Raw genomic sequence first — 15555 nt, forward strand, 5'->3', positions numbered from 1 at the left:
CCTTCCGGTCCCCTCGCACCATTTCGGCGGGCGGGGCGGCTCCCCGCCCGCCGGAATGGCTCGCCACGGAACACCGCGGACGCCGTATCACCGACCGCCGCACCCACCCCCATCAGAAAACCGATCCACCAGAACGATGTGCGCATGGCACATCACGTGCACCGATGAAAGAGGTTCGCGCCGTGGTCTCCCTTCACCCCCCATCGTCCACTCCGGCGCAGCCGCTGCGATTCCCCCTGCTGTTCCCGGCCCCGGAGGCGTTCCCCGACCGGCGTACGAGGCTGCTTCTCCAGCAGTCGTCCACCGCCCTGCCGTCGGTCGTCTGGTGCGGGACGGCGTCCGGAGCCGAGGGCGCCGCCGTCTGGAGTGCAAAGGACGCGGAACGCGCCGCGGGCGCCCAGTCGGCCGTGCCGCTGCTGCCGGAACACTGGCGAGGCTGGTTCGGACGCCCCGGACTGAGCGGCCACCGCCTCGCCGGCACCGGCGGCGAGCCGCCCACCGGTCGGGACTGGGCCCCCGCATTCAGTCTGGACCGTGCCCGGGTCGAGGGCGCCGTCCTCACGATGGAGGCGCACGACACCGTCGCCGGGCTGTCCCTGACCACGACCGTGGAGTCGCTGCCGGGCGGTCCGCTGAGGGTGCGCCACGCACTCGTCAACACCGGAAGCTCGCCCTACGTGGTGGACTTCCTCGACGTCGTCGTCCCGGTGCCGGCGTCGGCGCGCGAGGGGCTCGACTTCACCGGCAGGATCCTGCACGAACGCACCCCCCAGCGACGCCCGGTCGTCGACGGGCTGTGGCTGCGCGAGAGCCGCCGGGGCAAGGCGGGCCACGACTCGGCCACGCTGAACATCGTCGGCACCAGCGGCTTCGGCTTCGCCTCGGGGGAGGTATGGGGCGCGCACGTGGGATGGAGCGGTAACCAGGTCTACCGCACCGAACTGCACGACGGCGTGCTGACGATCGGCGGCGGGGAACTCCTACTGCCGGGCGAGGTGGCCCTCGGCCACGGCGAGAGGTACGAGACGCCGTGGGTGTACTTCGCCGCCTCTGACGAGGGCCTGGACGGACTGGCCGAGCAGTTCCACACCTACCTGCGGTCCCGCCCCTCCCACCCCACCTCACCCCGGCCGGTGAACTTCAACGTGTGGGAGGCGGTCCTCTGGCACCACGACACCGCGGAGCTGATCGAACTCGCCGAACTCGCCGCCGAAGTGGGGGCCGAGCGCTACGTCCTGGACGACGGATGGTTCCACGGCCGGCGGGCGGACAACGCGGGCCTGGGTGATTGGTGGGTGGATGAGGCCGTCTTCCCGGACGGACTGAAACCGCTCGTCACCCGCGTCCGGGAACTCGGCATGCGATTCGGGATATGGATCGAGCCCGAGATGATCAACCAGGACTCCGACCTCTATCGCCGTCACCCCGAGTGGATCCTGTCCACGGGGGGCCGGATCCCGCTGCTGCATCGCAACCAGCTCGTCCTGGACCTCTCGCGGCCCGAGGTCGTCGCCCACCTGCTGGAGCGCATCGACGCCCTGCTCACCGAGCACGACATCGACTACGTGAAGTGGGACCACAACCGGGCGGTGCTGGACGGCGGATCGGGCCGGATCGCCGGAGGGCCGGCCGTCCACGCGCAGACCCTCGGCTACTACACCCTGCTCGACGAACTGCGCCGACGGCACCCGCACGTGGAGTGGGAATCCTGCTCCGCCGGAGGCGCGCGCATCGACATGGAGGTCCTCGACCGAGTCCAACGGGTCTGGTCCTCCGACATGACCGACGCCCTGGCGCGCCAGCCGATCCAGCGATGGACCGGGCAACTCGTCCCGCCGGAGTACCAGGGCGCACACGTCTCCGCCCCCTACTCCATGTACTCCGGCCGGTACATGCCCCTCGCCTTCCGGGCCGCGACGGCCTTCTTCGGGCACTTCGGCATCGAGTGGGACGTCCGCGAGGCCGATCCGCGGGAACGGGCCGCGCTGAGAGCGTGGGTCGAGCTCTACAAAGAGCATCGGACGCTCCTGCACACGGGAAAGGTCGTCAGGGTGGACACCGGTGAGGGCCGATCGTGGATGCACGGGGTCGTCGCTCCGGACGCCACCGCCGCTCTGATGGCCTGTGTGCAGTTCGACGACGGGCTGAACACCACGCCGGCGCGGATGACCATCCCCGGTCTGGTTCCCGAGCGGCAGTACCGCGTTCGCGCGATTCAACCTCCGACGGAGGTGGCCCTCTCGCGAGCCGATCGCGTCCCCGGCCTGCCGGAGGAGGGCGCGGTGGCCTCGGGGGCCGTGCTCGCCCGAGTCGGAGTCACCATGCCGACGCTGTGTCCCCTGCAGATCGTGCTGCTGCTGGCGGAAGCCGTCTGACCCGTGGGAGACGGGCAGCACGACTGAGAAGAGTGGCCCCCGGCAGGCTTACCGCCCGTCACACCGCCGGCTGGTGAAGCTGTGCGAGAACCGAGAACCTCATGACGTCAGGTGACCTAGATGCTCGATCGATTGGAACGGCCGCGGATACCCGCCTCGAAAAAGGCTCCGCCGACGGCCCGGAAGAACACCTCGAAGAACGCCCGGGGAAGCACCGGGCACAAGCCTGCGAGCGAATCCAGGTGGCGCCGTCTGCGCCGGGATCGGCTGCTGTTCTTCTGCGCCCTGCCCGGAATCGCCATTCTGCTGCTCTTCCAGTACGTCCCGCTCCTGGGAAACGTCATCGCCTTCCAGGACTACCAACCCTTCATCGGCATCAAGAACAGTGAGTGGGTCGGATTCCGCAACTTCGAGGTCATCTTCAACGGTGATCCGCAGTTCATCAACGCGCTGCAGAACACGCTGATCCTTCTGTTCCTCCAGGTCGTTCTCGTCTTTCCGGCACCCATCGTGCTGGCGCTCGCCCTCAACACCCTGTCCTCCGAGCGCACCAAGCGACTCGTGCAGAGCATTCTGTACATGCCGCACTTCCTGTCCTGGGTGATCGTGGTGGCGATCTTCCAGCAGTTCCTCGGCGACGTGGGTGTACTCAACAGCGCGCTGCGCGACGCCGGTGCCGACTCCATCAGCGTCATCGGCAACGTGGACTGGTTCAAGGCGCTGCTCACCAGTCAGGTGATGTGGAAGGACACCGGCTGGGCGACCATCCTCTTCCTGGCAGCCCTGTCCCAGATACCGCCGTCCCTCTACGAGGCCGCCAGCGTCGACGGGGCGAACAAATGGCGCCAGATGTGGCACGTGACGCTGCCAGGACTGCGCGGAATCATCATCCTGCTGCTCATCCTGCGGCTGGGAGACGCCGTCACGGTCGGCTTCGAGCAGATCATCCTCCAGCAGGGGCCCGTGGGCCGGGACGTCAGCGAGGTGCTCGACACCTACGTCTACAACAACGGCATCGTCGGCGGCGAGTGGGGCGTCAGTGCCGCCGTGGGGCTGGTGAAGGGCCTCGTCGGCGTCGCCCTGGTGCTGGGCGCCAACAAGGTGGCCCACCTGTTCGGAGAGCGAGGGATCTACAAGTCATGACCTACACCCCTGTCCGCCCCCGGGACCCACTCTCGCCCCGCGTCCTGTCCCGGCTCGCCGGCCTCGCCAAGGCGGTGTTCTTCACCCTCGTGTGCGCTGTGGTGATCGTCCCCTTCGTCGGGATGATCTCCACCAGTCTGGCATCGCGTGAGCAGATCACCCACGCGGGCGGCTACGTCATGTGGCCGGACGCCCCGACCCTCGACGCCTACGCGGCGATCTTCGACGGGGGAGTCGTCACCCGGGCCCTCGGGGTCAGCGTCGGTGTCACGGTGACGGGCACGCTGCTGAGCCTGATGTGCACGGCGCTGCTCGCCTACAGCCTGAGCAGGCCGGGATCCTTCGCCCACAAGCCACTGCTCATGGTGGTGCTGTTCACCCTGCTTTTCACGCCTGGGATCATCCCCAGCTATCTGCTCGTGAAGAACCTCGGGATGATCGACAGCTACTGGTCGATCATCCTCCCCACCGCGATCAACGCCTTCAACGTCATCGTCATGCGGGCCTTCTTCATGGACCTGCCGCAGGAGCTCCTGGAAAGCGCGCGGATCGACGGAGCGAGTGATCTCACCGTGCTTCTCCGGATCATCCTCCCCTTGTCGCGGGCGGTGCTCGCGGTCATCGGACTCTTCTACGCGGTCTCCTACTGGAACGCCTTCTTCGCTCCGCTGCTGTATCTGAACGACAGCTCCAAGTGGCCGTTGCAACTGGTCCTGCGTACGTACGTGGTCAACAACACCGAACTGGGAGTCGACCAACTGAGCGCCTCCGCGGAGGCGCTGCCACCCCAGCAGTCCATCCAGATGGCGATTCTGCTCGTCTCGATCCTCCCCATTCTGCTGGTCTACCCCTTCCTCCAGCGTCACTTCACCAAGGGAATGCTGACGGGTGCGGTGAAGGGGTGAGAACCACGAATTCCTCGAACGGAAAAGAGAGACTCATGAACGACAACCACAGCACGCCCAGCCGCCGCACGGTCCTTCGGGGCACCGCCGTCGCACTCGCCGCCGCCTCAGTGGGCGGTCCGCTCCTGACGGCGTGCAGTGGAGGTGGTGGCAGCACGGCCGAGGTCGGGAAGCGGGTCGAGCTGCCCAACCACGTCCCGAGCAAACTCGGCATCGAGCCCGACCTGCCGCGCGTGCACGCGGACGGCTCCGACGGGTACCTCGGCTTCCCGGAGGAACTGGTGAAGTCGGTGCGCAGGGCACCGGGCAAGGGCGGAAAGGTCTCCGGATTCGTCCTGTCCTACACACCGGTCCCGCCGGGCGTGGACCGCAACAAGTACTGGCGCGAGCTGAACGGCAAGCTCAACGTCGACCTGCGGATGAGCGTCGCCGGGTTCGCCGACTACAAGACCAAGATCGCCACTCTCGTCGCAGGCGACGACATCCCCGACTTCATGCAGATCACCCACGGGGCGGTACCGGAGCTGGCGCCGTTCCTCCAGGCCAAGTGCCAGGACCTCAGCGAGTTCCTGGCCGGGGACGAGATCAAGAACTACCCCAACCTCGCCAACTTCCCGCAGGCGTGCTGGAAGGGAACGGCCATCAACGGGGGGCTCTACGGCCTCCCCATACCCCGCCCCCGCGCGGTCATGGCGCTCTTCAGCCGGGACGACCTGCTGGAAGAACGCGGCATCGACCCCGCTCCGCAGACCTTCGACGAGCTCGTCGCCGCTATGAAGGAGTACACCGACCCCCGGAGGAACCGGTACGGGATGTCCTCCCCGCTCGGCATGTACCGCTACGTCATGCAGATGCTGGGCCTGCCGAACAGCTGGGAGCTCGAAGGCGGCAAGCTGACCAGTGTCGACGAGATGGAGGGCGCGAAGCAGGCACTGGACGCGCTGGCGAAGGCCCGCAAGGCCGGCTTGTTCCATCCCGACGCCTTCCTCGCCACCGCCCCGCACGTCCAGTGGTTCAACGCCGGCACGATCGCGTTCACCCAGAACCCGAACAACAGCTGGGTCGACCTGTACGAACAGAACGTCGCCGGCGACGCGTACCGGATCACCGGCCGTCCGGCCTTCTCCTTCGAGGAGGGAGTCACCCCGACCCCCTGGATGCAGGAACCCTCGTTCTGGGGCGGCTTCAGCGCCGTCAAGAAGGGCGGCAAGGACCGCATCAGGGAGTTGCTGTCCATCGCGAACTGGCTCGCCGCTCCCTTCGGGAGCCAGGAGTACCTCTTCCGCCGGTACGGCCTCGAAGGCACCCACCACGAGCGGGACGCGAACGGCGCTCCCGTGCTCAACGACAAGGGGAAGTCGGAATCGGCGATCGGGGTCAAGTTCGTCACCGACTCGCCCTACGTCTTCACCTATCCGAAGAATCCCGACGTGGTGCGCGGTATGCACGACTTCGAGAAGGTGTTCTTCGAGACCGCGGTGGACAACCCCGGCTTCGGGTTCTACTCGCCCACACTGACCCGCAAGAGCGCTCAGCTCCAGAAGATCATCGACGAGTCCTGCATCGAGATTCTCCAGGGCAGGAAGCCCGTCTCCTCCTGGGACGACACGATGCAGACGTGGCGGCAGAGCGGCGGGGACCGCGCGCGCGACGAACTGCTGAAGGCCATCGAGGCGGCCTGACGTCCCGCACCCGCGGGGCGGCGTCGGCCGCCTCGCGTCGCATCGATCACCGGAAGGGAGAACGCGATGGCAGCGACCGCTGCCCCGCCGCCTGAGGAGGACCGCGCGCTGTCGCCGCTGACCGGCTGGACACGCGCACACTGGGAGCACACCGCGGACCGGCTGCTGTCGGCCGTACGTCCCTACGCCTCCAGCACCCACGCACTCATCGATCTGCCCGGCCCGGCCAGCCGGTCGGGCCGGCGCAGCGACGGGCTCGAAGGCTTCGCCCGCACGTTCCTGCTGGCGGCCTTCCGCCTCGCCGGATCGTCGGGCCACGACCCGCTCCAGCTCGCCGAGCGGTACGCCCGGGGACTGGCCGCCGGGACCGACCCCGCCTCGCCCGAGCGCTGGCCCACGCTGCGGGACACTCCGCAGGCCAAGGTGGAAGCCGCCTCGATCGTGCTCGCGCTGCACGAGACCCGCCCCCTCATCTGGGAGCGGCTGGACGACGCCGTGCGGCAGCGGGTCGTCGAGTGGCTGGCGCCCGCGGTCGGCCAGGTGCCCAGCCGTAACAACTGGGCGTGGTTCCAGGGGGTGACGAACGCTTTCCTGCGCTCGGTCGGCGGGCCGTGGTCACCCGACGACATCGACGCCGTGATGGCACTGAACGAGGAGTTCTACGTCGGCGACGGCTGGTACGCCGACGGCTCCGACCAGCCGGGCGACCATCGGAGGTTCGACTACTACTCCGGCTGGGCCATGCACTTCTACCCGCTCTGGTTCTGCCGCATCGCCGGCGGGGACGCCTACCAGGACCAGGCGGCGCGCTACCGCGAACGGCTCTCCCGCTACCTTCAGGACGCGGCGTACCTCGTCGGCGCAGACGGCGCGCCGGTGTTCCAGGGGCGTTCGCTGACGTACCGCATGGCGGTGACGGCCCCGTTCTGGACCGGTGCGCTCTTCGACGCCACGCCCCTCCCTCCTGGTCTGACCAGGAGGCTCACCAGCGGTGTGCTGCGCTACTTCCTCGACGGCGGTTGCGTGGACGAACGCGGCCTGCTGTCCCTCGGCTGGCGGGACGCGTTCCCCCGTATCCGGCAGCCGTACTCCGGTCCCGCGTCGCCGTACTGGGCGAGCAAGGGCTTCGCCGGGTTGCTGCTGCCCGCCGATCATCCGGTGTGGACCGCGGTCGAGGAACCACTGCCCGTCGAGGAGGCCGACACGGAATTTCCTCTCACCGGCCCGGGGTGGCTCGTCTCGGGTACCCGCCGGGACGGGATCGTACGGCTGGTCCAGCACGGCGGGGACCACGCCGACCCGAGGTTCCTGGAATCCGACGACAGTGTGTACGCGCGGCACGTGTACGCGACGGCCGCCGGACCCGCCGTGGGCGGTACGGCGGACTCGCGTCCTGTCGACGCCCATGTCGCGCTGATCCGCGCGGACGGCTCGCCCTCCCTGAGGCGGCCCTGGCACAGGCTGCGGCTGGACGGCAGGGTGGGAATCTCCCGCCACCGGGCCCACTGGCTCGACGGCGAGCTCCCCGACTACTTCGTCCCCGACTCGTCCCGGTTCACCCCCGGCCCGGTGGTGACCACCGCATCGGTGCTGCACGGCGGGGCGGAGGTACGGCTGGCACGCCTCGATGCCTGGCGGCCACAGGACCACGAGGCCGAAGCCGACGGCAGCCGGGCGTCCGGCCTCCCCGAGGACCACGGGCCGTGGGTGCTCAGCATGAGCGGTCTGCCCGTCGCCGGCGAAGTACCGGTCCAGGCGCGACTCTCGCCCGCCCGGGTCGACGTGACGACGGCGAACGGCCTGATCAGCACGGTGATCGGACTGCGAGGGCTCACGGACGCGGCAGCCGTGGACGCCGACGGCACCAACGCGTTCGGCCGGTACGCTGCCGTCCCCACCGCCACCAGCGGGCAGCCGGTGCGCCACGGCGAGGTCTACGCGGCTCTGCTGGTCCTCGCCGGCGACCCCGCGGTCGTCACCTCCGCCGAGGCGGTGACGGTCGACGTGACAAAGGACGCGCACGGAAGCGCGGTGAGCGTGACCTGGGGCGACGGGCACCGAGATGACCTCCGCCTCGATCCGCCCGGGAGCAGGACGGCCGAGACCGTCGTCCCGGCGCGTCCGACACCCACCCGGACGCGTCCGGCACCCGGCACTACGGAGACGACGTGACCCGACGACCGCGGTGCGGGCTCGCCATGGCCGAGTACCTTCCCGCTCGGCTCTTCAGCCCCGCCGACCGCGCACGCATGGATGCCCTGAGCGAGGTGGCACCGGTGGTGCTCACGGACTTCGACGGGCCCGAGGCGCGGCGTGTCCTCGGCGAACTCGACGTACTCATCACCGGCTGGGAGGCGCCGTACATCGACGAGACGGTGCTCGATCGAGCGCCACGCCTACGGGCCGTCCTGCACGCCGCCGGAACGGTGAAGCACCATGTCCACCCCGCCTGCTGGGAACGGGGTCTGGCCGTCACCACGGCGGCGGACGCGAACGCCTTGCCGGTCGCCGAGTTCACACTGGCCTGGATCCTGTTGGCGGGCAAGGGCGTGATGGCGCTCAAGGAGCGCTACGCGCGGGAACGAACGGCCATCCCCCTGCACCGCGACCATCCGGGGATCGGCAACGCCGGACGGCACGTCGGCATCATCGGCGCCTCCAGGATCGGGCGGCGGGTCATCGAACTCCTGCGGCCGCACGACGTCCTGGTCTCCGTCCACGACCCGTTCCTCGACCCCGCCGACGCCGCGACCCTGGGGGTCCGACCGCTTCCCCTGGACGAACTGCTGGACCAGTGCTCGGTGGTCAGCGTGCACGCGCCGGTGACCGACCGCACGCGCGGGATGCTGGACCGCCGCAGACTCGGCCTGCTGCGCGACGGCACGACGCTCATCAACACAGCCCGCGGTGACCTGATAGACCAGCGGGCGCTCACCGAGGAGCTGGTCTCGGGCCGGCTGCACGCCGTCCTGGACGTCACGGACCCCGAGGTCCTGCCCGCGGACTCACCCCTGTACGAGCTGCCGAACGTCGTGCTGACACCGCATCTGGCGGGCTCCTCCGGCAACGAACTGACCCGGCTGGGCGGTTCGGCGGTGGACGAGCTGGAACGTCTCGTACATGGCCGGCCCTTCCGTTTCCCCGTCGCCGCGCCCGATCTCGACCACACCGCCTGACAATTCACACGAATGAGAGTCTGATCATGACCCATGAATCATCCGGCACACGGCCCCCGCGCATCCTGCTGCGCTCCGCGTGGCAGACGGTGAACATCGGCGACGTGGCCCACACACCGGGCCTGCTGGCCCTGCTGGAGAAGTACCTCCCCGAGGCCGAGGTACAGGTGTGGCCGAGTGCGGTGGACAACGGGGTGGAAGCACAGATCGCCTCCCGATTCCCTCACGTGCGCGTTCTGAAGAACACGCCTGAGAACCTCTTGCCGGCCATCGCCCACAACGACTTCCTGCTGCACGGGTCGGGGCCCAAGCTCATGGGGGCGCGGGAGCTGGCCCAGTGGGCGGAGGCCGGAAAGCCGTACGGTGTCTACGGCATCACGCTGCAGGAGAGCGATGAGGAGACGGTCCGTCTCCTGAGCGGCGCCGAGTTCGCGTACTTCCGGGACTCGGTATCGCTGCGGCGGGCCCGGGAGGCCGGGGTGAGCGCACCCGTGGTGGGCCTCGCCCCCGACAGCGCGTTCGCCATCGACCTTGCCGACGACGACGCCGCGCGGGCGTTCCTGGAGGCGAACGGGCTGGCGGACGGCACGTATCTGTGCTGCCTCAGCCGACTGAGGGTGAGCCCGTACTGGGACATGTACGACCGGCCCATGAACGAGCAGGACCGGCGGGACCACGCGTACAACGAGCAGATGAGGGAGCGGGACCATGCCCCACTGCGCTCCGCGATCGAGGCGGTGGTCCGGAACACCGGGCTCAAGGTCCTGTTGTGCCCCGAGGACAGCTCTCAGATGAAGATCGCACGGGAGAACATCTACGACCGGTTGCCGGCGGACGTCCGGGACCGGGTGGTGTGGCGGGAGGACTTCTGGACCCTCGGCGAGGCCCTGAGCGTGCACGCCCGGTCCGCCGGGCTGTTCGGCAACGAGATGCACTCGCCGATCATGGCCATCGGCCACGGCGTACCCGCCCTCGTGTGCCGGTGGAAGGAGCAGACGTCCAAGGGATTCATGTGGCACGACATCGGGCTCGGTGACTGGCTGTTCGACATGGACGACCCGGCGTCCGTGGCCCGGATCGCGCCCGCAGTCCTGAGCATGGCCGCCGACCCCGCCGCCGCCAGGACCAAGGCCGAAGGCGCCAGGGAGAGGGTGCACCGGATGCAGGCTGATTCCATGCGCGTCCTCGCCGACGCACTTGGCCGGTGCAGTTCAGGATTGCACCTGTGAGGGCCGCGACCAGCACGGCGAAAATGATGCCTGCGTAATACCGCCGTGTAGTCGAGTTGGTCTGCTGACGCCTCCGAAGGACTGGTTGGTCGAATTGCTCGCGGCTGACGTGAGCTTCGACGGTGCGTTCGCGCATGCCGAGGGTGGCAGCGATGTCGGCGTTGGTGTCGCCGCGGGTGATCCGCACCCTCATCACGCACCTCGCGGGCTCCACCCGCCTGCGCTACCACCGCATCGCCCCCTACAGCATTGCCGCTGCACTGCTGTGGGCCCCCCACGAAGTTGGTACCGGATACGCGGCCACCGCGTCTCTTCAGCCCGCCCGTACTCTCGGGGCCCCCGTGCTTCTCCACGGAGACCGGGGCGAGGACAAGTTGGCCGGCGATAGCGGAATTGGACAGGCCTTGAGCCATAAGAGCCAGGACCTCGTGTTCCCGGGGGGTGAGGCGGGCGAGACCGGTGTTCTGGCTGTTGCGGGCGAAGATCTGGGCGACGACTTCGGGGTCGAGGGCGGTGCCGCGGTGGCCCCCAGCGTGCGCAGCAGAGCCAGCTCGCGCAGCCTCTGTCGGGCGGCGAACGCGATGGTGCCCGCGATGACGAACAACGCGGCGAAAACGGTGATACCGGCCATCGAGCCGAACACCCCGACCGCGCCCGTGTAGCTGACCAGCACCGCCGGAGCGTCGGCCTGCTCGCGCTCATCCCCGGTGCGGACCCGCACGTGCGGTCCTGCGGCGGAGCGCACCGCGTCCAGCACCCGGCCGTTGTCGGCACCGGACGTGAAGCGCAGGGCCACCGCAGCAGAATCACCCGGCCGGACAAGCGTTGCCGCATCTTGGTCGGAGAAGAACATTGCGCCCTGTGAGGGCAGCTGCGGCCCGTCCTGGGCGGCGGCGACCCCGGCGACACGGAAGGCGGTCACCTTCTCGCTCAGCGCCAGCCGTATCCGGTCACCGGGGTGTACGGAAGCACGGCGGGCCAGGCCCTCATCCAGGACCACCTCACCCGTGCCGGGCTTGTGCCCGTCGGTAAGCCGGAAAGGGGTCAGCGCCGCCGAGGACCATGCGTGCCCCATCACCGGGGCACCGTCTTTCCCGGCGACCGGATCTCCGCCGGCCGACAGAGGCTGGGCGTAGAAGGACACGTCCTTCGTCACCTGCGCCACCCCTGGCACAGCTGCGAACCGGCCCTCCAGACCATCCGGGAGCGCGGGCGCTCCGGACAGCGGACGGGTCTTGGCTTCGTCCCCGTCACGCACGGTCACCTGGCGCTCGGCGGTGGCCACCACGTCAGCGGCGGCGTAGCGGTCCGCTCCGGCAGGGGCGGAAAGGGCGGAGAACAAGAGCGTGCCACAGGCCGCGACCAACGCCACGGCGAGCGCCGTGCCGGCGAACGTACCCACGAAAGCCCACCACCGGTGCCGCACGGTGGCCAGAGCAAGACGGATCATCGCGCGCTCAGCCCCGTCATGACGGCGGCGACCTCGGCGGCCGAGGCCCGCTCCAGATGCGAGTGGACCACACCGTCGGCGAGGAAAAGCACCTGGTCCGCCCACGCGGCGGCCGCCGGGTCGTGCGTGACCATCACCACGGTCTGCCCCAACTCATCCACGGCCTCCCGCAGCAGAGCGAGCACCTCATGCCCCGCCGACAAGTCCAGAGCCCCGGGTCGGTTCGTCGGCGGACACGACCTCCGGCCGCCCCGCCAACGCCCTGGCCACCGCCACCCGCTGCTGCTGACCACCCGACAGCTGATCGGGGCGTGCCTGCCGACGCCCAGCCAGCCCCACCCGCTCCAGGACCTCGCCTGCCCACGCCCGGTCCGGCCGGACCCCGGCCAGCCGCTGAGGCAACAGCACGTTCTGCCAAACCGACAACGCAGGCACCAGGTTGAACGACTGAAAGACGAAACCCGCCCGGCGCCGCCGGGCGCGAGTCAGCGCCGGCTCCCGCAGAGCACCGATGTCCTCACCCGCCAGCCGTACCCGACCCACGCTGGGACGCTCCAGACCGGCCGCACAGTTCAGCAGCGTCGACTTTCCCGACCCGGACGGGCCCATCACCGCCGAAAACGAACCCGACGCGAAACGTGCGCTCACGCCCCGCAACGCGGGCGTTCCCCCACCGCCCGGGTAGGTCTTCGATACGTCTTCCAGCTCCGCTGCGGCAACGGCCGGATCACTCGCAAGGTACCGTCACGCCGCGTCGGCACGCTGCTTCCGCGCCGCACGGTCTCCGCTGAACCGGGCGGGCACTGTGGCGTCCCTCGACCTGCACGACGGACGTCCCGCCTACCCGGCGGCGGGCGGCCCCGCGCTGCAGTACGAGCCGGGCGTGTGGACGCTGTGCGCGATGCGCAGCTCCGCTTCCCGGCCGGGTGCCGGTGAGGGACGCAGTTCCGGGGACGGATTCCACGAGAAGGGGTGGCTGTGCGCGAGGGCGGCGTCGTGCGAGGAGAGGGCAAGCGGGACCAGCCGCATCCGCGCGTCGATCCACGTCCGGTCCCAGGGGCCCTCCTCGATGATCTGCTGAGCCGGACGGAACTCCAGATAGATGGTGCGCCTCAGGTGGTTGCCCCGGACCGCGGGGGAGCCGTGCACCAGCATGGTGTCGTGCACCAGGACGTCACCGGCCGAGAGTTCCACCTCGACGTATCCGTCCGGTTCCCAGCCCGCGTCCTGCTCGATGGCGCAGATGTCGGCCGCCTGGCGCTGGGATCCGGGCAGAACCCGTAGCGCACCTTCCCCCGAGCGGGAGTCGTCGAGGTAGACACCGACGTTGAAGATGCGGTGCCGACGCGGGTGTACGGCGTCCTGGTGCCATGGCACGGGCGCACCGTCGTCGGCTCCCTTGAACACCAGGGACTCGTAGGTCGGCACGAAGTCCGGGCCGGCCAGGCTCTCGGCCACGCCGAGGATCTCGGGGGATCCGAGCAGTTCGAGGGCGGCCTCGCCGCCCTTGTCGTGCACGTAGTCGACGCGGAACAGGCGGGAGCGGCCCCCGCGTTCGGCGCGGTGCCAGTCCACTGCCCGCGGGTGGTCCGCGGGGGCGGTTTCCGCAGCGTCGATCCACGTCTGCGCGGCGGTACGGCACCGCGCCAGCAGGAGCTCCGGTATCCGGCCGCGCAGGACGAGGAAGCCCTGCTCGTCGAAGATTTCCTTCTCCGCGTCGGTGAGGGCGAGAGGGTGGGATGTCGTTGTCATCATTACTCCCTTGGGACAACCTGTCTGTCGGCGCCGAGCGACGCCGTGGACGACGCTAGGGCGAGGGAACAGGAGAAACCTCCGGTCCCGGTCTCCTTACCTCCCGTATCCTCAGCTCGTGTTCCAGGGCGGGGGTGACAGCAACGGGAGAAGGAGTCACGTCGGCATGACCCAAATCCGCTGCTGGTCCGGTGCGCCGGAACCGATGGGCAGTACGCACACGCATGACGGCATCGAGATCAACGTCGTCCGCGGTGGCGACCTCGCCTACCTCATCCGCGGACGGTACGTCGTGGTGCCCGCCGGGAGCGTCGCCGTCATCTGGTCGGCGGTCGCGCACCGGCTGGTGCGGGCCGATCCGCAGTGCACGGTGCGCTGGGCAACCGTCCCGCTCTCTGAACTGCACCACTGGCGCGGCCACGCCGCGATCATGCGCAGGCTGCTGCGCGACACCGTCGTCACGGTGCGCCAGGACGACGTGGACGCCATGTTGACCAGCCGCTGGGAGTCGTTCGATGCCGGTCCGGAGGATGCCGTCCGCCTGGAGGTCCAGGCGGCGGTGCTGCGCTGGCTGTGGTCCGCCGGGCCGATGGAGGACGACGCCGCGCAGGCTCCGGCGGGCGGACCGGCTCACGCGGCGGCCGTTGCCGAGTACGTTGCGCACCACCTCCGCGAGCCCCTGTCAGTCCAGGAGCTGGCCCAAGCGGTCGGCCTTGCGCCGGGTTACGTCATGACCGTTTTCAAGGCCGTTACCGGCGTGACGATCGGCGCCTACGTCCGGCAGTGCCGGACGTCGTTGGCGCACGACCTCCTGCTGACCACGGACCTGACCGTCGTACAGGTGGCGCACACGGCCGGATTCGGCTCGGCGAGCCGCTTCTACGCTGCCTTCTCGGCCACCTACGGCATGGCCCCGGCCGAGTTCCGCCGACGCCACCAATCGCTGTACCCCACGGAGTGACCGGCGCCGACAACCGTGGTCCCAGCGGCGGATTGTGCAAGGGAGGAGCGTCCAGCCAATGGCACGGCCATGCCTCCTGCGGCCACAGTTGGAGTTCCAGGACGTGTTTTCTTGTCGAGGAGCAGTCGGATGTACGCAGCAGATTCCCTTTCCGGTCTCCGGGTTGCCATCACGGGAGCAACCGGCGGTATCGGCCGAGCGCTGGTGGCCGCTCTGCGGGAACGCGGCGCGGCGGTGGCCGTGACGGGTTCCGACAAGCAACGCCTCGATGCTCTGACGCAGGAGGTGCCCGGTGCTTTCGGTCGCGTCGCCGACATCACGGACGAGGAGCAGGTGGCCGGCTTCATGCGGGCGGCCGTCGCTGAACTCGACGGCCTCGATGTCCTCGTCAACCTGGCCGGACTGTCGATCCCCGGAGAGATCGCGAAGGCGTCGGCGGCGGACTTCGGCACCATGCTGGACGTCAACGTGTCCGGGACCATGTTCGCCTGCAAGCACGCCATACCGCACCTGGCCGGTGGGCAGGGGCTGATCGTCAACGTGGGGTCCGCGGCGGGCCTGCGGCCGAACGCCACCGCCCCGGGTTACTGCACCGCGAAGGCGGCCGTGGCGATGTTCACCGCTGCGCTCTCCCTGCAGCTGAAGGAGGAGCGGATCCGGGTCACGCATCTGGCTCCGGGAGGAACCGACACGCCGTTCTGGGGTGATCGGCCCGTGCAGCGGGAGTTCCTGATGGCACCGGAGGACGTGGTCTCCGCGTTGCTGTACGTCATTTCCCTTCCCCCGCACGTCGTGGTGCGCGAGCTGCTCTTCGAGTCCACGGGAGCACCTCGGTCGCGTTGACACCGGCGTCTCATCTCTCACATACGAACTTCCTCAGCT

Annotated in this window: 10 protein-coding genes and 2 pseudogenes; 9 read left to right on the forward strand and 3 right to left on the reverse strand. The window is 69.3% G+C overall.

The genetic code is table 11. The features are described from left to right. Positions 1-182: 182 nt before the first annotated feature. The 7 genes from ACIQRW_RS02700 (at position 183) to ACIQRW_RS02730 (ending at position 10510) form a co-directional block, all read left to right on the forward strand. Positions 183-2375, forward strand: coding sequence for an alpha-galactosidase (locus ACIQRW_RS02700; RefSeq protein ID WP_403753358.1), 2193 nt, complete (start codon positions 183-185; stop codon positions 2373-2375). A 120-nt stretch (positions 2376-2495) separates the two neighbouring features. Then, positions 2496-3518, forward strand: coding sequence for an ABC transporter permease (locus ACIQRW_RS02705; protein ID WP_403753361.1), 1023 nt, complete (start codon positions 2496-2498; stop codon positions 3516-3518). After that, positions 3515-4423: a carbohydrate ABC transporter permease gene (locus ACIQRW_RS02710; protein ID WP_403753363.1), complete on the forward strand. Its 909-nt coding sequence runs from the start codon at positions 3515-3517 to the stop codon at positions 4421-4423. Before ACIQRW_RS02705 ends, ACIQRW_RS02710 begins: the two co-directional genes overlap by 4 nt. A gap of 35 nt (positions 4424-4458) precedes the next feature. Then, a complete protein-coding gene (locus ACIQRW_RS02715; RefSeq protein WP_403753366.1) occupies positions 4459-6105 on the forward strand; it encodes an extracellular solute-binding protein in 1647 nt (548 codons plus the stop codon). Positions 6106-6171: 66 nt separating this feature from the next. Then, positions 6172-8277: a DUF2264 domain-containing protein gene (locus ACIQRW_RS02720; RefSeq protein ID WP_403753368.1), complete on the forward strand. Its 2106-nt coding sequence runs from the start codon at positions 6172-6174 to the stop codon at positions 8275-8277. Further along, positions 8274-9281: a hydroxyacid dehydrogenase gene (locus ACIQRW_RS02725; protein ID WP_403753371.1), complete on the forward strand. Its 1008-nt coding sequence runs from the start codon at positions 8274-8276 to the stop codon at positions 9279-9281. The genes ACIQRW_RS02720 and ACIQRW_RS02725 overlap by 4 nt, the downstream gene beginning before the upstream one ends. Before the next feature lie 26 nt (positions 9282-9307). Continuing rightward, positions 9308-10510 (forward strand): polysaccharide pyruvyl transferase family protein, encoded by a 1203-nt coding sequence (locus tag ACIQRW_RS02730; protein WP_403753374.1) that lies wholly within the window; start codon positions 9308-9310, stop codon positions 10508-10510. 748 nt (positions 10511-11258) lie between these two features. Here ACIQRW_RS02730 and ACIQRW_RS02735 read toward each other — a convergent pair. The 3 genes and pseudogenes from ACIQRW_RS02735 to ACIQRW_RS02745 all read right to left on the reverse strand — a co-directional run. After that, a pseudogene (locus tag ACIQRW_RS02735) lies at positions 11259-11960 on the reverse strand (ABC transporter permease); the annotation flags it as partial. After that, positions 11957-12665 (reverse strand): annotated as a pseudogene (locus ACIQRW_RS02740) (ABC transporter ATP-binding protein). The pseudogenes ACIQRW_RS02740 and ACIQRW_RS02735, both read right to left, overlap by 4 nt. A gap of 135 nt (positions 12666-12800) precedes the next feature. After that, a complete protein-coding gene (locus tag ACIQRW_RS02745) occupies positions 12801-13715 on the reverse strand; it encodes a phytanoyl-CoA dioxygenase family protein (protein WP_403753377.1) in 915 nt (304 codons plus the stop codon). Between the two features lie 163 nt (positions 13716-13878). On the opposite strand from ACIQRW_RS02745, the gene ACIQRW_RS02750 reads away from it, so the two are divergent. Continuing rightward, the gene (locus ACIQRW_RS02750; RefSeq protein WP_403753380.1) at positions 13879-14673 is read left to right on the forward strand and encodes a helix-turn-helix domain-containing protein; all 795 of its coding nucleotides are present in this window, start codon (positions 13879-13881) and stop codon (positions 14671-14673) included. A 129-nt stretch (positions 14674-14802) separates the two neighbouring features. Further along, positions 14803-15516: an SDR family oxidoreductase gene (locus ACIQRW_RS02755; protein ID WP_403753383.1), complete on the forward strand. Its 714-nt coding sequence runs from the start codon at positions 14803-14805 to the stop codon at positions 15514-15516. Positions 15517-15555 lie beyond the last annotated feature (39 nt).

Source organism: Streptomyces sp. NPDC091287 (genome assembly GCF_044768525.1).
Taxonomy (GTDB): Bacteria; Actinomycetota; Actinomycetes; order Streptomycetales; family Streptomycetaceae; genus Streptomyces.